This is a genomic window from Cellulomonas sp. JH27-2 (assembly GCF_014837175.1).
In the GTDB taxonomy this organism is placed as follows: Bacteria; Actinomycetota; Actinomycetes; order Actinomycetales; family Cellulomonadaceae; genus Cellulomonas.
Map to the genome: position 1 here is coordinate 81,865 of NZ_JACYFR010000004.1, position 17,213 is coordinate 99,077.

The following is a 17,213-nucleotide window of genomic DNA, read 5'->3' on the forward strand; positions in this document are numbered from 1 at the left end:
GTAGGTGTGTTGTCCGGCGCGACCATCGCGGTCAGACTGCGAGCATGCTCACGCTCTGCCTGGTCCTGGCTTCGCTCGCGGCGCTGCTGCACGTCATGTTCTTCGTCATGGAGTCCGTGCTGTTCACGCGGCCGGCCGTGCACGCGCGGTTCGGGACGCGGTCGCAGGACGTCGAGGCCGCCAAGCCTTGGGCGTTCAACCAGGGCTTCTACAACCTGTTCCTCGCGGTCGGCACGCTGGTGGGGGTCGTGCTGGCGGCGGCCGACGAGGCCACGACCGGGCTCGCGCTGATCCTGTTCGGGTGCGGGTCGATGGTGGCCGCGGCGCTCGTGCTGGTGATCCCGCAGCCGCAGATGGCCCGTGCGGCGGCGATCCAGGGCACTCTGCCGGCGCTCGCGGTGGTGCTGGCGATCGTCGAGCTCGCGTCCTGAGGACCTGTGCTGCGGTCTCGCATCCTGGAAGATCCCGTTCCGAGGATTGAAATACTCCCCGGGTGCGGGCCTACAGTGCCATGTGAGTACTGACGCGGCACCGGCCCACCGGGACATCTACACGCACGGCCACCACGAGTCGGTGCTCCGCTCGCACCGCTGGCGCACGGCCGAGAACTCGGCCGCCTACCTGCTCGGTGTGCTCGAGCCCGGCCAGAGCCTGCTCGACGTCGGGTGCGGCCCGGGCACCGTCACGCTGGACCTCGCCAAGCGGCTCGCCCCCGGCGAGGTCGTCGGGATCGACATGTCCGCGACCGTCATCGAGAGCGCGCGTGCCGCCGGCAAGGACGCCGACGCCGCCAACGTGACGTTCGACGTCGCCGACGCCTACGCGCTGCCCTACGCCGACGACTCGTTCGACGTGGTCCACGCGCACCAGGTGCTGCAGCACCTGTCCGACCCGGTCGCGGTGCTGCGCGAGATGCGGCGGGTCGCCAAGCCCGGCGGGTTCGTCGCGGTCCGCGACGCCGACTACGCGGGCATGACGTGGTTCCCGTCGTCGCCCGGGCTCGACGAGTGGCTCGCGCTCTACCACGAGGTCACGCAGGCCAACGGAGCCGAGGCCGATGCTGGTCGACGGTTGCTGTCGTGGGTGCGCGAGGCCGGGTTCGACCCCGCAGGCATCGTCCCGAGCGCCGGCGTCTGGTGCTACGCGACCCCGGAGGACCGCGCCTGGTGGGCGGGCCTGTGGGCGGACCGCTCGGTCGCGTCCAACTTCGCCGCGCAGGCGATCGACCACGGCCTGGCCGACGAGGTGGGCCTGGAGCTGCTCGCCGACGCGTGGCGCGAGTGGGGTCAGCAGCCCGACGGCTGGTTCTCCGTGCTGCACGGCGAGGTGCTGGCCCGCGTCTGACGGGTTGGCCGCTGTGCACCGCGGCTAGGCTGCTGCGGTGCGCATCGCGAGATTCACCACCGGCAACGACCCCCGCTTCGCCCTCGTCGACGGCGAGCCCGGCTCCGAGGAGCTCGTCGTCGTCACGGGCGACCCGCTCTACATGCCGGTGCAGCCCACGGGTGAGCGCATCCGGCTCGACCAGGACGACGTGCGCCTGCTGGCGCCGGTGATCCCGCGCTCGAAGATCGTCGGCGTCGGTCGCAACTATGCGGCGCACGCGGCGGAGCTCGGCAACGAGGTGCCGGCCGCGCCGCTGCTGTTCCTCAAGCCCAACACGTCGGTGATCGGCCCCGACGACCCCATCGTGCTGCCGGACTGGACCGAGCACGTCGACCACGAGGCCGAGCTCGCCGTCGTCATCGGCAAGGTCACCAAGGACGTCGCGCCGGAGCGGGCGCTCGACCACGTCTTCGGGTACACGGTCGCCAACGACGTCACCGCACGCGACGTCCAGCGCAGCGACTCGCAGTGGACCCGCGGCAAGGGCTTCGACGGTTCGTGCCCCATCGGTCCCTGGATCGTCCCCGGCCTCGACGTCGACGACCTGGCCGTGCGTGCCCGTGTCAACGGTGAGACGCGCCAGGACGGCCGCACCTCGCAGCTGATCTTCGACGTCGCCTACCTCGTGTCCTACATCTCCGAGGTCTTCACGCTGCTGCCCGGCGACGTGATCCTCACCGGCACGCCCGCCGGCGTGGGCCCGATCGTGGACCGCGACGTGGTGGAGTGCGAGGTCGAGGAGATCGGCGTGCTGCGCAACCCGGTGCTGCGCCGAAGCTGACCGGCGCCGCCGCGCGCGTGAATCAGACGGTCCGGTCGTGAATCAGGCTGCTGCAACCGGCTGATTCACGCGTGAGCGACTGATTCATCGGGAGTTGGGTGGGTCGGCGAGCGGCCGCCGCACGCTCGGGGGCGTCGTTCAGCCATCGTTCACCGGGGGTAGGCGGACGTTCGTCCGCGGTGTGCTGGGACGTCGGCCACCGGTCATGGCGCGTCGTTACGTTCGCGGCATGTCAGGAACTCACCCGTCCGACGAGGCGGCCACGCCGGTGGCGCTCGTCGTCATCCCCGCCCGGGGTGGTTCGCAGGGTGTCCCGCTCAAGAACCTCGAGCGCGTCGGCGGGGTCTCCCTGGTCGGCCGCGCGGTCTCGTCCGCGCTCGCCGCACCGGGCGTCTCCCGCGTCGTCGTCTCCACGGACCACGCGGGCATCGCCGCCGAGGCGCGCCGGTTCGGCGCGGACGTCGTCGAGCGACCCGCCGACCTGAGCGGGTCGACCGCCTCGTCGGAGTCCGCCGTGCTGCACGCGCTGGACACGCTCGACGACGAGTACGAGGTCACCGTGCTGCTGCAGTGCACGTCCCCGTTCGTCGACCCGCGGGCGCTGGGCGCCGCGGTGGCGCAGGTCGCCGACGACGAGGCCGACGTGGTCGTCGCCGTCGCGCCTACCCATGACTTCCAGTGGGTGCTGACCGACGGCGAGGCCCGGCCGGTCGGTCACGCGGTCGACCATCGCCCGCGCCGCCAGGACCGTGCCCCGCACTTCCGTGAGACCGGCGCGTTCTACGTGATGCGTACTGCGGGCCTGCGGGCGGCGGGCACGCGGTTCTTCGGGCGCGTGGCCCTGCAGCCCGTCGACGAGCGCACGGCGATGGAGATCGACGAGCCCGCCGACCTCGAGCTCGCACGTCGGCTCGCGCAGGAGGTGGGTGTCACAGCGCTCGACGTGGACGCCGTGGTCACGGACTTCGACGGCGTCCACACCGACGACCACGCGCACCTCGACAGCAACGGCCTCGAGTCGGTGCGCGTCCACCGCGGCGACGGCATGGGGGTCGGTCTGCTCCGGCGGACCGGCGTCCCGCTGCTCATCCTGTCCACCGAGCGCAACCCGGTGGTCCGCGCCCGCGCCGACAAGCTCGGCGTGGACGTGCTGCACGGCATCGAGGACAAGGCGGCGGCTCTCGACGAGTGGATCGCCGTCAACCGCCTCGACCCCGACCGGGTCGCCTACGTCGGCAACGACGTCAACGACCTGGGCGCCATGACCCGCGTCGGCTGGCCCATCGCGGTCGCCGACGCTCACCCACGTGTCCGTGCCGCCGCCCGCCTGGTCCTGACCAGGCGCGGCGGGGACGGCGCCGTGCGGGAGGTGTGCGACGCGGTCGTCGCCGCCCGCACGTCCAGCAGTCCATCGCAGCCCGTGCTGCACACCAGCGGCCGACCGGCCGCGACGACGACCCCCGGAGGGATCACCCGCATGACTCGCAACGACGTCCAGCCCGTCAGCATCGGCCAGCACCTGGTCGGCGACGGTCAGCCCGTGTACGTGATCGGCGAGATCGGCCTGAACCACAACGGCGACGTCGACATCGCCCGCAAGCTCATCGACGTGGCCGCCGACGCCGGCGCGCAGGCCGTGAAGTTCCAGAAGCGCACGCCCGAGATCAGCACGCCGAAGGACATGCGCGACAAGCTGCGTCAGACGCCGTGGGGCGAGATGACGTACCTCGAGTACCGCTACCGCGTCGAGTTCGACCGCGAGCAGTACCAGAAGGTCGCCCAGCACGCCGCCGAGCGCGGCCTGCAGTGGTTCGCGTCGCCGTGGGACGTGCCGTCGGTGGAGTTCCTCGAGGACCTCGACGTGCCCACGCACAAGGTCGCCTCGGCGTCGCTGACCGACACCGAGCTGCTGTCCGCGCTCGCGGCCACCGGCAAGCCGATCATCCTGTCGACCGGCATGTCGACGCTCGAGCAGATCGACGCGGCGGTCGAGATCCTCGGCAGCGACAAGCTCGTCATCCTGCACGCGACGTCCACGTACCCGCTGCCTCCCGAGGAGGCGAACCTGCGCACGATCGACACGCTGCGTGAGCGGTACGGCGTCCCGGTGGGCTACTCGGGTCACGAGCGCGGCCTGCAGATCTCGCTCGCGGCCGTCGCCCTGGGCGCCGTGGCCGTCGAGCGGCACATCACGCTCGACCGCACGATGTGGGGCTCGGACCAGGCCTCGTCGCTCGAGCCGGCCGGCCTGGAGCACCTGGTGCGCGACATCCGCATCCTGCAGGACGCGCTCGGTGACGGCGTCAAGCGTGTGATGCCGGGTGAGCTGGCCCCCATGTCGCGTCTGCGTCGGGTGGGTGCCTGACGATGTCCTCCCAGTCCGTGAGTGTCGCGGTCGTCGAGTCGCCCCTGCAGCTGCTGGGGGCGCTCGAGGCGCACGCGGCCGGCCTGGCCGGCCCGCGCACCGAGATCCGGGTGCGCTCCGGCGTGCCCGCGCTCGACGCGGCCGCACGGACGATCGACGCCTCGGGCCTGCCCGCCGGCGTCCGCATGCACCTGGGGGCGACCGCCGACGACGTGTCGGCGGCGCCCCGGGGTGCGTGGTTGGTGGGGGACGCGTTCTCCGGCCAGTGGCAGACGGCGTTCGTCCGGCGCTCGCCGCGCGGCCAGGTGGTGCTGCTCGACGACGGGCTCGCGACGGTCACGCTGGCTCGCGCGCTCGTCGCCGGCACGCCGGCGGTCCGGGCGAGCCGTCGCTCGAGCGGTGTCACGGGGACCGCGCGCGCCGCGCTCGGCTCGATGGTGACGCGCAAGCTGCGCCGGCTGGCCAAGCAGGGCCGCGTGACGCTGTTCACCGCGATGCCGCTCGACGTGCCGCTCATGACGCACCTGCACGGCATCGGCGTGGACGTCGTGACGCACCGCTTCGAGTGGCTGGCCACGCGCCAGGCACCCGTGGCGCCGGGGGAGCACACGGTCGTCGTCGGGTCCGGGCTCGTGGCCGACGGCTGGGTGCGTGCCGACCCCTACGTCGACTGGATCCGGAACCTGACGGTGGACGGGCCGGTCGCGTACCTGCCGCACCGCCGGCACGACCCCGACGTGCTGGCACGGATCGCCGCGATCCCAGGGGTGCGCGTCGACGAGCCCGGTCTGCCGGTCGAGATGCGGCTGCGCGGGCTGCGGCCCCCGCAGCGCGTCGTGTGCCTCCCGTCGACCGCGTACGTGCTGCTGGACGCGATGCACGCCTCCACCGGCGTCCGCATCCACGCGCTGCCGGTGCCCGACGACTGGTGGACGGGCAAGGCCGCGCCGGACGTGCGCGAGCACCTCTCGAGCGTCCTCGCGTTACGGCCGTCACGGATGCGGGCCGACGAGATCCGCGCCCAGGCGCGGGAGAACGCGGTGCGGCCGAACGCCTAGGCTTGTCCGGTGACCACCACCCCCTCGTCGTCCGTCCGCGTGCGCTTCTGCCCGTCCCCGACGGGCCTGCCTCACGTCGGTCTCATCCGCACCGCGCTGTTCAACTGGGCCTACGCCCGGCACACGGGCGGGACCTTCGTGTTCCGCATCGAGGACACCGACGCGGCGCGTGACTCCGAGGAGAGCTACCAGCAGCTGCTCGACGCGATGCGGTGGCTGGGCCTGGACTGGGACGAGGGCGTCGAGGTGGGCGGCCCGCACGAGCCGTACCGGCAGTCGCAGCGCTACGACCTGTACGCCGACGTCACGCGTCGGCTGGTCGAGGCGGGGCACGCGTACGAGTCGTACTCGACGCCCGAGGAGATCGAGGCACGCCACCGCGCCGCGGGGCGCGACCCCAAGCTCGGCTACGACGGCTTCGACCGCGACCTGTCCGACGAGCAGCGGCTGACATTCCGCGAGGCGGGCCGCGAGCCGGTCCTGCGGCTGCGGATGCCCGACGAGGACATCACGTTCACCGACCTGGTCCGCGGCGACGTCACGTTCCGCGCCGGCTCGGTGCCCGACTTCGTCATCGTCCGCGGCAACGGGCACCCGCTGTACACGCTGGTCAACCCCGTGGACGACGCCCTCATGGGCATCACGCACGTGCTGCGCGGTGAGGACCTGCTCTCGTCGACCCCACGTCAGGTGGCCCTGTACCGCGCGCTGCTGGACATCGGCGTCGCCACGGTGATGCCGCAGTTCGGCCACCTGCCCTACGTCATGGGCGAGGGCAACAAGAAGCTGTCCAAGCGCGACCCCCAGGCCGACCTCTTCCAGTACCGCGCCCGCGGTTTCACGGCCGAGGGCCTCATCAACTACCTGTCGCTGCTGGGGTGGGGCCTGTCCGCGGACCGGGACGTGTTCTCCGTCGAGGAGCTCGTCGCGGCCTTCGACGTCGCGGACGTCAACCCGAACCCCGGACGCTTCGACCCGAAGAAGGCCGAGGCGATCAACGCCGCGCACGTGCGCATGCTCGCGGCCGACGACTTCCGCGACCGCCTGGTCCCGTACCTGCACGCCGCGGGCCTGGTGCCGGCCGACTCGTTCGCGGACCTCGCACCGGCGCACCAGGACCTGCTCACGGCCTCGGCACCGCTGGTGCAGGAGCGCATGACGTTGCTCGGCGAGGTCGTCGGCATGCTCGGGTTCCTGTTCACGCCCGACGACGAGCTGACGATCGCCGACGACGCGCGCGGCGCGCTGCGCGACGAGTCGGCGGCGGTGCTCGACGCCGCGACCGCCGTGCTCACCGACCTGCCCGAGTTCACGACGGCCGCGACGCAGGAGGCCCTGCAGGCCGCGCTCGTCGACGAAGCCGGCCTGGGGATCAAGCCGCGCCTCGCCTTCACGCCGCTGCGCGTGGCGGTGACGGGCCGGCGCGTCTCGCCGCCGCTGTTCGAGTCGATGGAGCTGCTGGGCCGCGAGTCGACGCTGGCGCGGATCGCCGCGCTGCGCGCGAGCCTGTGAGCGCTCCGCGCGGCGCTGTGAGCCTTCCGCCCGTCGACGGGGTCCTGTTCGACATCGACGACACGCTCGTCGCGACGCGCGAGGCGTTCGCGCACGCGTTGTCGCTCGTCGCCCGGCAGTACCTGCCGGACGTGCCGCCGGAGCGCGCTGACGAGCTCGTCCTCGCCTGGCGCGCGGACGTCAACGACCAGTACGGCGCCTACACGCGCGGTGAGACGACGTATCGGGCGCAGCGGATGGCTCGCGCGAACGACCTGCACGCCGCCTTCGGAGGGCCCGTCCTCGACGACGACGCGTACGAGGCCTGGGACGCAGTGTTCGACACGGGCTTCCGCGACGCGTGGGTGGCGCACGACGACGCGTCGGCAGTGGTCGATGAGCTGCTGGCCGCCGGCCTCGTCGTCGGGGCGCTGTCGAACGCAGCCACGGCCTACCAGGTCGCCAAGCTGGAGCGCGCCGGCCTGGGGGACCGCGTGCCGATGCTCGTCGGCGTCGACACGCTCGGATTCGGTAAGCCCGACCCACGCGCCTTCGCCGAGGCCTGCCGCCGACTGGGCACCGAGCCCGCACGCACGGCTTACGTCGGTGACGATGTCGTCCTCGACGCCATCGCCTCACGGGACGCGGGCCTCGTCGGCATCTGGCTGGATCGCCCGGGCGACCGGCGCATCCCGGTGAGCCACGACCAGGCGGCGGCGGTGCAGGCTCGCATCACGTCCCTCGACGAGCTGCCCGGGCTGCTGAGGATCAGCGCCTGAACGCGCGGTAGGCGCGCACCACGTACGGCTGGTCTGCCGCGTCGCCGGCCAGGTCCGGGTGGGTCGCGACCAGCTCGTCGATCTCGGCCAGCCGTGCCTCGCGCTCGTCGGGCGGCATGGTGAGCAGGAACGACCGGCTCGCAGCCAACGGGCGCAGCGCCGCCGTGGGGATCCGCTGCACCCAGCGGAACTCGGCCGCCTCGAGCGGACCGAAGTCGTCGCTGAGGACGGGCGAGTCGAAGTGGTCGGCGAGGTCGTCGCCGCGGTGCACGATCCGCGAGAACTCGGCGACCCACGGCTCCGACTCGTCGCGGATGTTCCACAGGACCGTGAGCTGGCCACCTGGGCGCAGCACGCGGGCCAGCTCGGCCGACGCAGCGGCCTGGTCGAACCAGTGCCAGGCCTGACCGACCGTGACGGCATCGACCGACACGTCGGGCAGCCCGGTGGCCTCCGCGGTCCCGGCCGTCGCCGGCACGCCCGGCAGGGTCCGCTGCAGCTCGGCACGCATCTCGTCGGTCGGCTCGACGGCCAGGACGTGCGGGACCAGCCCGACGAGCGACGCGGTGAGCTTGCCGGTCCCCGCGGCGAGGTCCAGGACCGTGTGCGCACCCTCCGGCACGGCCCAGCGGACGGCGTCATCCGGGTAGCCGGGCCGCGTTGCGGCGTACACGCCGACGCCGGCTGCGAAGGAACGCGCGCGCTCGGCGGTCATGCCCGTAGGGCCTCGAGCGCCTGTTCGTGCAACAGGCCGTTCGTCACGAGCGCCGAGCCGCCGAGCGGTCCGGGCGTCCCGTCGATCGACGTGAACGAGCCGCCGGCCTCGGTGACGATCGGGACCAGCGCCGCCATGTCGTGCAGCTCCAGCTCGGGCTCGCAGGACACGTCCACGGCGCCCTCGGCGACCAGCACGTGCGACCAGAAGTCGCCGTAGGCGCGGGTCCGCCACACCGACCGGGCCAGATCGAGGAAGCCGTCGAGCCGGCCGCACTCCTCCCAGCCCGTGAGGCTCGAGTAGGACAACGACGCGTCAGCGAGCCGGTCCACGCGCGAGACCTGCAGCTGCGTCGCGGAGGCCAGCGACTTCCCCGTCCACGCGCCGGTGCCCTGGGCCGCCCACCAGCGGCGGCCGAGCGCGGGTGCGCTGACGACGCCGACGACGACCTCGTCGCCGTCCATGAGCGCGATGAGCGTGGCCCACACCGGCACGCCGCGCACGAAGTTCTTGGTGCCGTCGATCGGGTCGACGACCCACCGGCGCGGCCCGAACCCGGTGTCCGCGCCCTCCTCGCCGTGCACCGCGTCGCGGGAGCGGGCCCGGGACAGCTGGCTGCGGATCAGCTCCTCGGCCGCCTTGTCGGCGTCGGACACCGGCGTCAGGTCCGGCTTCGTCTCGACCCGCAGGTCCTGGGCCTTGAAGCGGGACATCGTCAGGCCGTCCACCTGGTCGGCCATCACGTGGGCCAGGCGCAGGTCGTCGTCGTACCCGGAGCGCAGGTTCATGGCGCTCAACCTAGCGGGAGTCAGGTCCGGTCGTCGGCCGTGCCCAGGCGGCTGGCCAGCAGGCGGCGGAACGACTCGACGCGCGCGGCGCGGGCAGCGCGGACCTCGTCGTCGGGCGCCGTGGCGACCCACTCGTCCAGCTCGCAGTCCGGGGCGTCGTCGGCATGCGTGCAGCCGCGCGGGCACTCGTCGGCCACGTCGGCCAGGTCCCCGAACGCCCCCAGCAGGTGCTGTGGGTCGACGTGCGCGAGCCCGAAGCTGCGCACGCCCGGGGTGTCGATGACCCAGGTGGGGGCGTCGGTGGACGGGACGCGCAGGGCGACGGCCGACGTCGACGTGTGCCGGCCGCGGCCCGTGACGTCGTTGACGACGCCGGTGGCCCGGGATGCGTCTGGGACCAGCGCGTTGACGAGCGTGGACTTGCCGACGCCCGAGTGCCCGACGAGCACGGACATGCGCCCGTCGAGCGCCTCCCGCAGGTCGGACAGGCCGTGGATGACGCGTTCGTCGCGCGGGCCTGACGTCTGCGTCACCACCACCCGCACGCCGATCGGGGCGTACATCGCGACGAGCTCGGCAGGGTCGGCGAGGTCGGCCTTGGTGAGCGCGAGCAGCACGTCCATGCGGGCGTCATAGGCCGCGGCGACACAGCGGTCGATCATGCGCGTGCGGGGTTCCGGGTCGGCCAGGGCCGTCACGACCACCAGCTGGTCGGCGTTGGCGACGATGATGCGCTCGATGGGGTCGGTGTCGTCGGCCGTGCGGCGCAGGACCGTGCGCCGGTCGGTGATGCGCACGATGCGGGCCAGGCTGCCCTCGTCGCCCGACGAGTCGCCGACCAGGTCCACGCGGTCGCCCGGGACCACCCGGTTGCGGCCCAGCTCGCGCGCCTTCATGGCGACCGTGCGCCGCTCGTCGGGACCGCCCGGGTCGACCAGGACCGTGTACCGGCCGCGGTCCACGCCCGTGACCAGCGCGGACACGGCGTCGGCATGCTCGGGGCGCTGCTTGGTACGGGGACGGCTGCCACGGCCCGGACGGACCCGGACGTCGCGCTCGTCGTACTGCCGCTGCGCCATCAGATCGCCGCCATCAGCGCGCGCCGAGCATCCCGGTCCACAGCCCGACGAAGTCGGGGATCGTCTTGGCCGTCGTCGCGACGTCCTCGACCTCGACGCCGGGGACGCGCAGGCCGATCAGCGCGCCGGCCGTCGCCATGCGGTGGTCGGCGTACGTCCGCCACACCCCGGCGTGCAGCGGGCGCGGCGTGATGACCAGGCCGTCCGACGTCTGCTCCGCCTGGCCGCCCAGGCGTGTGATCTCGGCCGCCAGCGCCGCCAGCCGGTCCGTCTCGTGACCGCGCAGGTGCGCGATGCCGCGCAACCGGGTGGGGGAGTCGGCGAGCACCGCGAGCGCGGCGATCGTCGGCGCGATCTCTCCCGCGGCGTGCAGGTCCAGGTCGACGCCGTGGATCGCGCCCGTCCCCGTCACCGACAGGCGGTCGCCGTCCAGGGACGTGCGCGCGCCCATCCGCTCCAGGAAGCCGGGCAGCAGGCCACCGGGCTGAGTGGTGCTCGACGGCCAGCCAGGGACGGTGACGGTTCCACCCGCGACCATCGCGGCGCACAGGAAGGGTGCGGCGTTGGACAGGTCGGGCTCGACGCGCACGTCACGGCCCGTGATCGCCCCCGGTGCCACCTCCCAGATGGCGGGACGCGAGTCGTCGACCCGCACACCGGCTGCCCGCAGCACCTCTACGGTCATCTCGATGTGCGGCAGGCTCGGCAGGGTGGGACCGGTGTGGCGCACGACGAGGCCGCGCTCGAACCGAGCGCCCGCGAGCAGCAGGCCAGAGACGAACTGGCTCGACGCGGAGGCGTCGACGTCCACGTGCCCGCCCTCGACCGAGCCGGTGCCGTGGACCGTGAACGGCAGCCGACCGGTGTCGCCCTCCTCGTCGACGCGCACGCCGAGCGCCTGCAGCGCGCGGATCACCGGTCCCATGGGCCGTGCGAGCGCCTCGACGTCGCCCTTGAAGTGCACCGGGCCGTCGGCGAGCGCGGCGACCGCGGGCAGGAACCGCATCACCGTGCCGGCGAGCCCGCAGTCGATCGTCACCGACCCGCGCAGCCGCCCGGGCGTCACGGCCCAGTCGGTGCCGCGGTCCACCTGGACGCCCAGCGTCTCGAGCGCCGCCGCCATGAGGTGGGTGTCGCGCGACGCGAGCACGCTGCACAGCAGGCTGGGGGAGTCCGCGATCGCGGCGAGCACCAGGTAGCGGTTGCTCAGGGACTTGGAGCCGGGCACGTCGACGACGGCGTCCAGCGGCTCCGGTGCGAGAGGGGCCGGCCAGAGCGGGGCGGTCGCGGTCGTCATGGCACCCAGGTTAGTGGCCCGTGCGCTGGTGGCGGCCGGGTGCCCGGGGTGCGGACCGGGTCAGCCGGCAACGTCGGCTCAGTCGTCGGTCGTCGGCTTGTGCCGGTCCCACGCGTCGTGCATCCGCCAGGAGACGCCGGGACGGCCCTCGCGGTCGATGCCGACGAGGATGGCGCCGCCGGTGAAGGCCAGCGCGCGGACGAACCGCTCGCGCCGCCCCTTGGCCAGCACCTTGTCGCGGCCGTCCGCCTCCTTGTCGGGCAGGTTCACCACGACGAGCGGCGCCGTCAGGACGGCCAGCGCGAGGGCGGCCGTGCGCGGCGCGCGGCCCGCCGCGAGCAGCGCGCCCGCGCCGGCGATCGCCACACCGTGGGCCTGCACCGCGCTCGTCAGCTGACGGTCGGACAGGGTGGGCAGCTCGACGCCGGTCCGGCGCTGGATCATGGCGAGCGCGCCGCGGACGTCGGCGGTGTGAGCGGCGGGATGACGCACCACGTCGAGCCCTTCGGCGACGAACCAGCTCGCGAACAGCGGGCGGGCGAGGCGGCGCAGCAGCACGGCAGATCTCCTTCGTCTCGGCCGGGCGGGCTGGTCGGTGCCCGGCCGTGGTCCTGGCAGCCACGCTAGTCGGCGGCGGCGCGGGACGCGACGGGGGAGGGCCGCGCGACGGGTGTCGGGAATGTCGTCGGCGCGCCGACGGTTGTGCCCCACATGCCGTGCGCCTCACCCCCACGTCCCGCAGCGACACGTCCGACGACGACGTTGCCCACCCAGTTGCCCACCCAGACGACTGCGCAGGACTTCACCCCCTGGCAGCCTGCTGAGCCCACGGCCCGGACGCTGGCCAGTGGAGCCGCCGTTTCCGGCATAGGCTCGTGGCCAATGAGCGAGGACATCGACGGGGACACGAACCGGGCCCCGGAATCCGAGGACGAGGCGGCGCGCAACGCGCGCTTCGAGGCTGACGCGCTGGTCTACCTGGACCAGCTGTACGGCGCTGCCCTGCGGATGACGCGCAACCCGGCCGACGCCGAGGACCTGGTGCAGGAGACCTTCACCAAGGCGTTCGCGGCGTTCCACCAGTACCGCCCGGGCACCAACCTCAAGGCGTGGCTGTACCGCATCCTCACCAACACGTACATCAACTCCTACCGCAAGAAGCAGCGCGAGCCCCAGCAGTCGCACGCGGAGGAGATCGAGGACTGGCAGCTGGCCCGCGCGGAGTCGCACACGTCGTCGGGCCTGCGCTCGGCCGAGGCCGAGGCGCTCGACCACCTGCCCGACTCCGACGTGAAGGACGCGCTGCAGCGCATCCCCGAGGAGTTCCGCATCGCCGTGTACCTGGCGGACGTCGAGGGCTTCGCGTACAAGGAGATCGCCGAGATCATGGGGACGCCCATCGGGACCGTGATGTCGCGGTTGCACCGAGGCCGGGGCCAGCTGCGCGAGATGCTGGCCGACTACGCGCGGGAGCGCGGCCTCGTCGCCGCGGCACCCGCCGGCACGGAGGACGCACGATGAGCGAGTGGACGGAACCGCCTGCCAAGGCGGTTGGCGACTGCGGCTGCGACGAGGCGGTCAACGAGCTGTGGGCCTACCTCGACGCGGAGCTGGAGCAGCACGACGCCGAGCGCGTGCGTGCGCACCTGGCGGGCTGTCACGGCTGCCTCGAGGAGCACGACGTCGAGCTCGTGGTGAAGAAGCTGGTGCAGCGCTGCTACGCGACCGCGGACCTGGCGCCCGACGAGCTCCGCGCCAAGGTGCGCGCGAGCCTCACGGTCACGGTGCGGACGACGATCGTCGAGAGCGCGTCCGACAACTGACGTCGGAGGACCCCGAGCACGACGAAGGCCCCGGTGCGCTGCTGCGCTGCCGGGGCCTTCGTCAGTTCGCGGACGGCCGCGCCCAGTGACTGATCGGTGATCAGGCGTTGGGACGCTTGCCGTGGTTCGCGGCGCTCCCGGCACGGGAGCGGCGCTTGCGGCCACGCTTGCTCATGGGATCTCCTTCGGGTTGCGCCTCTACCGGCGGCCGGCAGGAGGCGAGGTGCACGTCGGTTGCACGACGTGCACGACGACCATCAAGTCTCCCACACGGGGGCGGTCGGGACGCAATCGGCTCAAGTCGACCGTCTCGCGGGCCGATGCATCGGACGTGACGCAGCCGACCCAGTCCGTGATCCCGTTCCTGCACGCCCTCGCGAGCACGGGCGGCTCCGACCTGCACTGCAAGGTCGGTTCGGCGCCCCGCGTGCGCGTCGACGGCCGCCTGCGCAAGCTGCAGGTCCCCGACCTCAAGCCCGCGGACACCGAGCGCATGCTCGAGGAGGTCCTGCCCGACGACCTGGTCGCGGAGTTCCGCCAGTCGCACGAGGCCGACTTCGCGTACTCGCTGCCCGGCGTCGGCCGGTTCCGTGTCAACGCCTACCAGGCGCGCGGCACGTACGGCATGGTCTTCCGCCGGGTCGCCGTGGGCGCGCAGTCGCTCGGCGACCTGCACGTGCCCGAGGTCGTCGGCGAGCTCGCGCTCGAGCCGCGTGGCCTGGTGCTGGTGACGGGCCCGACGGGGTCCGGCAAGACGACGACGCTCGCGTCGATGGTCGACCTCATCAACACGTACCGCGAGGTCAACATCGTCACGATCGAGGACCCGATCGAGATCCTGCACCAGGACAAGAAGGCGATCGTCTCCCAGCGTGAGATCCGCCAGGACACCGCCGACTTCACCTCCGCACTGCGTGCCGCGATGCGTCAGGACCCCGACGTCATCCTCGTCGGTGAGATGCGTGACATCGAGACCGTCCGCGCCGCCCTGTCCGCCGCCGAGACCGGTCACCTGGTCCTCTCGACGCTGCACACGATCGACGCGCCCGAGACGATCAACCGCATCGTCGACTTCTTCCCGCTGCACGAGCAGAAGCAGGTGCGCGTGGCGCTCGCGCAGGCGCTGCGCGGCATCGTCTCCCAGCGCCTGGTGCGGCGCGCCGACGGCGGCGGCCGCCGGCCCGCGATCGAGGTCATGATCAACACGGGCCGCACGGCCGAGGCGATCCTGGACCCGGCCGAGGCGCCGCCGCTGATCGACCTGATCCGCGAGGGCGACTACTACAAGATGCAGACGTTCGACCAGCACCTGTTCCAGCTGGTCCGCGACAACGTCATCACGTACGAGGAGGCCGTCTCGGCCTCGTCGAACCCCCACGACCTGACGGTCGAGCTCCGCCAGGCGGGCCTGGTCGCGTAGCACTTCCCCCTCCGAGCGCGCCCTTCGCGCGTCGAGCGCACCCCATCTAGCGGGCGCGCTCGATGCGCGAGGGGCGCGCTCGTCGTTGCGGGGGCGCCCGATGGGGGTTGCCCTCTGGAGGGACGCGATATATCTTGTCTTGCGACGGACGAGATATATCGCGAATGGAGCATGTCATGGCTGAGGAGTCGTGGGTCGTCGGAGGCCCGCAGATCATCGAGGTCGAGCAGGTCGAGGCGCTGCGCGTGCAGCTCGTCGGTGGGCGGGTGGACGTGGTGGCGCACGACGAGCCGACGACGCGCATCGAGGTGCACTCGGTCGACGGGCGCCCCTTGGAGGTGACGCTCGACGGCGGTGAGCTGCGCGTCGGCTACCAGTTCACGCTCGGCGGCTGGGAGGGCTGGCTCGAGAAGTTCCGCAACTTCCGGGACAAGGACCGGGCCGACGTGGCCATCGCGGTGCCCCGCGACGTGCGCACCAAGCTCGGCACCGTCAGCGCCGAGGGGCTGCTCGCCGGGATCGAGGAGGACGCGTCGGTGTCGACCGTGTCCGGCTCGCTCGTCACCGACGGGACGCGCGGGCGGCTGTCCGCGCACACGGTCTCCGGCGAGATCGTCGTCCGCGAGCACGCCGGCACCCTCAAGCTCAACACCGTCTCCGGTGACCTGTCCGCATCCGGCGAGCTGAGCCTCGTGCAGGCGAACTCGGTCTCGGGCGGGCTCACCCTGGACGTCACCGGGGGGTCGGCGTCGGTCACCGCGTCGACGGTCTCCGGCGACGTCACGCTGCGGCTGCCGCAGGAGCAGGGTGTCAAGCTGCAGGCGCAGTCCGTCTCGGGACGGCTCGTCGTGGACGGCGAGGAGTACAAGGGTGGCAAGCCGGGCCAGCGCAAGGTGGACGTCGTGCGCGGCGACGGCACCTGCTTCGTCTCGGCGAACACGGTCTCCGGCCACGTCACGGTGCTGCGGAGCGCGTCGTGATGGCGCCGGTGTTCGCCCACGGCCAGCTGCGCCTCTACCTGCTCGCGCTGCTCGGGGACGGGCCCAAGCACGGGTACGAGCTCATCACCGAGCTGACCGCGCGGTTCGGGGGCACGTACCGGCCGAGCGCCGGGACGATCTACCCGCGGCTGTCGCGCCTGGTCGACGAGGGTCTGGTGACGCGCACCGACGAGGAGCGCAAGAGCGTCTACGCGCTGACCGACGCCGGCCGCGCCGAGCTCGCGTCGCGGCGTGACGAGATCTCGGACCTCGAGGAGGGCATCGCCGAGACCGTGCGCGAGCGTGCGTTCCAGGTGCGCGACGACGCCCGCGGATCCATGCGCGGCCTGCGGGCCGAGCTGGAGGCGCAGGCCCGCAAGGCCCGCGCGTCGGCGGTGCCCGGGTACTCGGCGGGCGACGACGCGCGGCACACGGCCCACGCCCGGGCGGCCGAGGCGGAGGGGCTGATCAACAGGTTCCGTGACGAGGTGCGGGCCGACCTGCGGCGGGCCGCCGCCGCCGGCCGCGTCGACGAGCAGACCGTGGCGCTCGTGCGACGCACGCTCGACGACGCGCGGCAGGTGCTGCGCGACACGCTGCGGTAGCCCGCGATGTACCCGTCGGCGGTCGTGCGGGTGGTCCTACGCCTCGTCGTCGGGCTGACCCAGCCAGGTGTGCCAGCCGGTGTGGAGCACGAGCCACGCCATGAGGCCGTAGCCCGCCTGGCTGGGCAGCTCGCCGTCGCCCGCGGCCATGTCGCCGAGCCACTGCTCGTGCGCCGCCAAGGGGGAGTAGGTGTCGACGTACGGGACGCGCCGCCGGCTCGCGACGTCGCCGAAGGCCGCGGCCAGGTCGGCCAGCCGGTCGGCGTCCGCGACCTTGCCGGGAGGGGGTCCGACGACGAACGCGGGCACCTTCCACTGCTCGGCGACGTCGAGCACGTTCGCGAGGTTGAGGCGGCTGCGGGCCAACGAGAGCCCGGCGCCGAGGTCCGCACGCCCGAGCCCGACGACCAGCCGGTTGTCGGCTTCGGGTGACAGGCGCCGGCGCACCTCGTCCTCCCATCGGGCGCCCAGCTCCGTCGTCGTCTCACCCGGGACCGCGAGCGTGACGACCGTGAGCCTGTCCGCGCCCGTGGTGCGGGCCGCGACGCGGCCCACCCACCCCAGGGCCTTGGGGTCCCCGGTACCGGCAACCAGCTCGTCGCCGACCACCACGAGCCTCAGCTCACCCAACGCCACCACTCCTCGG

The 17,213-nt window shown here is 72.9% G+C and carries 19 protein-coding genes and 1 pseudogene; 13 read left to right on the top strand and 7 right to left on the bottom strand.

Annotated features, from left to right (window positions below; genetic code table 11):
• The first annotated feature begins 44 nt into the window (after positions 1-44).
• From IC607_RS13180 to IC607_RS13210, 8 genes and pseudogenes are all read left to right on the top strand, one after another.
• On the top strand, positions 45-431 hold the full coding sequence (locus IC607_RS13180; RefSeq protein WP_191787871.1) for a DUF1304 domain-containing protein: 387 nt from the start codon (positions 45-47) through the stop codon (positions 429-431).
• 82 nt (positions 432-513) lie between these two features.
• Positions 514-1,344: a class I SAM-dependent methyltransferase gene (locus tag IC607_RS13185; RefSeq protein ID WP_191787872.1), complete on the top strand. Its 831-nt coding sequence runs from the start codon at positions 514-516 to the stop codon at positions 1,342-1,344.
• A 37-nt stretch (positions 1,345-1,381) separates the two neighbouring features.
• Entirely contained in the window at positions 1,382-2,167 is a 786-nt protein-coding gene (locus tag IC607_RS13190) for a fumarylacetoacetate hydrolase family protein (protein WP_191787873.1), read from the top strand.
• A 229-nt stretch (positions 2,168-2,396) separates the two neighbouring features.
• Positions 2,397-3,512: pseudogene (locus tag IC607_RS17510) on the top strand (cytidylyltransferase domain-containing protein); the annotation flags it as partial.
• 132 nt (positions 3,513-3,644) lie between these two features.
• Positions 3,645-4,532, top strand: a complete 888-nt coding sequence (locus tag IC607_RS17515) for an N-acetylneuraminate synthase family protein (protein ID WP_225225049.1) — start codon at positions 3,645-3,647, stop codon at positions 4,530-4,532.
• Between the two features lie 2 nt (positions 4,533-4,534).
• Positions 4,535-5,590 (top strand): hypothetical protein, encoded by a 1,056-nt coding sequence (locus tag IC607_RS13200; protein ID WP_191787875.1) that lies wholly within the window; start codon positions 4,535-4,537, stop codon positions 5,588-5,590.
• Between the two features lie 9 nt (positions 5,591-5,599).
• Positions 5,600-7,102, top strand: a complete 1,503-nt coding sequence (gene gltX, locus IC607_RS13205) for a glutamate--tRNA ligase (protein WP_191787876.1) — start codon at positions 5,600-5,602, stop codon at positions 7,100-7,102.
• 17 nt (positions 7,103-7,119) lie between these two features.
• Positions 7,120-7,860, top strand: coding sequence for an HAD family hydrolase (locus IC607_RS13210; protein ID WP_370526214.1), 741 nt, complete (start codon positions 7,120-7,122; stop codon positions 7,858-7,860).
• Here the strand turns inward: IC607_RS13210 and IC607_RS13215 are convergent.
• From IC607_RS13215 to IC607_RS13235, 5 genes are all read right to left on the bottom strand, one after another.
• The gene (locus tag IC607_RS13215; protein ID WP_191787878.1) at positions 7,850-8,575 is read right to left on the bottom strand and encodes a class I SAM-dependent methyltransferase; all 726 of its coding nucleotides are present in this window, start codon (positions 8,573-8,575) and stop codon (positions 7,850-7,852) included. The genes IC607_RS13210 and IC607_RS13215 overlap by 11 nt on opposite strands.
• Positions 8,572-9,363, bottom strand: a complete 792-nt coding sequence (locus IC607_RS13220; protein WP_191787879.1) for an inositol monophosphatase family protein — start codon at positions 9,361-9,363, stop codon at positions 8,572-8,574. The genes IC607_RS13215 and IC607_RS13220 overlap by 4 nt, the downstream gene beginning before the upstream one ends.
• Positions 9,364-9,383: 20 nt before the next feature.
• Positions 9,384-10,442 (bottom strand): ribosome small subunit-dependent GTPase A, encoded by a 1,059-nt coding sequence (gene rsgA, locus IC607_RS13225; protein ID WP_191787880.1) that lies wholly within the window; start codon positions 10,440-10,442, stop codon positions 9,384-9,386.
• Positions 10,443-10,455: 13 nt separating this feature from the next.
• Positions 10,456-11,739: a 3-phosphoshikimate 1-carboxyvinyltransferase gene (gene aroA, locus IC607_RS13230; protein WP_191787881.1), complete on the bottom strand. Its 1,284-nt coding sequence runs from the start codon at positions 11,737-11,739 to the stop codon at positions 10,456-10,458.
• Positions 11,740-11,817: 78 nt separating this feature from the next.
• On the bottom strand, positions 11,818-12,297 hold the full coding sequence (locus IC607_RS13235) for a DoxX family membrane protein (RefSeq protein WP_191787882.1): 480 nt from the start codon (positions 12,295-12,297) through the stop codon (positions 11,818-11,820).
• A gap of 153 nt (positions 12,298-12,450) precedes the next feature.
• On the opposite strand from IC607_RS13235, the gene IC607_RS13240 reads away from it, so the two are divergent.
• A complete protein-coding gene (locus IC607_RS13240) occupies positions 12,451-13,260 on the top strand; it encodes a sigma-70 family RNA polymerase sigma factor (protein ID WP_370526215.1) in 810 nt (269 codons plus the stop codon).
• A complete protein-coding gene (gene rsrA / locus IC607_RS13245) occupies positions 13,257-13,562 on the top strand; it encodes a mycothiol system anti-sigma-R factor (protein WP_191787884.1) in 306 nt (101 codons plus the stop codon). Before IC607_RS13240 ends, rsrA begins: the two co-directional genes overlap by 4 nt.
• A 100-nt stretch (positions 13,563-13,662) precedes the next feature.
• Here rsrA and IC607_RS17905 read toward each other — a convergent pair whose 3' ends face one another.
• Positions 13,663-13,737, bottom strand: coding sequence for a 50S ribosomal protein bL37 (locus IC607_RS17905; RefSeq protein WP_118766687.1), 75 nt, complete (start codon positions 13,735-13,737; stop codon positions 13,663-13,665).
• Positions 13,738-13,893: 156 nt separating this feature from the next.
• Here IC607_RS17905 and IC607_RS13250 point away from each other — a divergent pair, with 156 nt between their 5' ends.
• The 3 genes from IC607_RS13250 to IC607_RS13260 all read left to right on the top strand — a co-directional run bounded on the left by IC607_RS13250 (position 13,894) and on the right by IC607_RS13260 (position 16,567).
• A complete protein-coding gene (locus IC607_RS13250) occupies positions 13,894-14,982 on the top strand; it encodes a type IV pilus twitching motility protein PilT (RefSeq protein ID WP_191787885.1) in 1,089 nt (362 codons plus the stop codon).
• Positions 14,983-15,158: 176 nt separating this feature from the next.
• Positions 15,159-15,962 (top strand): DUF4097 family beta strand repeat-containing protein, encoded by an 804-nt coding sequence (locus IC607_RS13255; RefSeq protein ID WP_191787886.1) that lies wholly within the window; start codon positions 15,159-15,161, stop codon positions 15,960-15,962.
• Complete coding sequence (locus IC607_RS13260; protein WP_191788102.1) at positions 15,962-16,567, top strand: PadR family transcriptional regulator; 606 nt, start codon at positions 15,962-15,964, stop codon at positions 16,565-16,567. Before IC607_RS13255 ends, IC607_RS13260 begins: the two co-directional genes overlap by 1 nt.
• 36 nt (positions 16,568-16,603) lie before the next feature.
• Here the strand turns inward: IC607_RS13260 and IC607_RS13265 are convergent, their stop codons facing one another.
• Positions 16,604-17,197, bottom strand: coding sequence for a GDSL-type esterase/lipase family protein (locus IC607_RS13265; protein WP_191787887.1), 594 nt, complete (start codon positions 17,195-17,197; stop codon positions 16,604-16,606).
• Positions 17,198-17,213 lie beyond the last annotated feature (16 nt).

What these genes read in the sequence shown, in the direction of transcription:
- aroA (WP_191787881.1), bottom strand. Translation starts at nt 11,739, where the DNA reads ATGACGACCGCGACCGCCCCGCTCTGGCCGGCCCCTCTCGCACCGGAG.
- IC607_RS13240 (WP_370526215.1), top strand. Translation starts at nt 12,451, where the DNA reads ATGCCGTGCGCCTCACCCCCACGTCCCGCAGCGACACGTCCGACGACG.
- IC607_RS13180 (WP_191787871.1), top strand. Translation starts at nt 45, where the DNA reads ATGCTCACGCTCTGCCTGGTCCTGGCTTCGCTCGCGGCGCTGCTGCAC.
- rsrA (WP_191787884.1), top strand. Translation starts at nt 13,257, where the DNA reads ATGAGCGAGTGGACGGAACCGCCTGCCAAGGCGGTTGGCGACTGCGGC.
- IC607_RS13255 (WP_191787886.1), top strand. Translation starts at nt 15,159, where the DNA reads ATGGCTGAGGAGTCGTGGGTCGTCGGAGGCCCGCAGATCATCGAGGTC.
- IC607_RS13200 (WP_191787875.1), top strand. Translation starts at nt 4,535, where the DNA reads ATGTCCTCCCAGTCCGTGAGTGTCGCGGTCGTCGAGTCGCCCCTGCAG.
- IC607_RS13220 (WP_191787879.1), bottom strand. Translation starts at nt 9,363, where the DNA reads ATGAACCTGCGCTCCGGGTACGACGACGACCTGCGCCTGGCCCACGTG.
- rsgA (WP_191787880.1), bottom strand. Translation starts at nt 10,442, where the DNA reads ATGGCGCAGCGGCAGTACGACGAGCGCGACGTCCGGGTCCGTCCGGGC.
- IC607_RS17515 (WP_225225049.1), top strand. Translation starts at nt 3,645, where the DNA reads ATGACTCGCAACGACGTCCAGCCCGTCAGCATCGGCCAGCACCTGGTC.
- IC607_RS13260 (WP_191788102.1), top strand. Translation starts at nt 15,962, where the DNA reads ATGGCGCCGGTGTTCGCCCACGGCCAGCTGCGCCTCTACCTGCTCGCG.
- IC607_RS13215 (WP_191787878.1), bottom strand. Translation starts at nt 8,575, where the DNA reads ATGACCGCCGAGCGCGCGCGTTCCTTCGCAGCCGGCGTCGGCGTGTAC.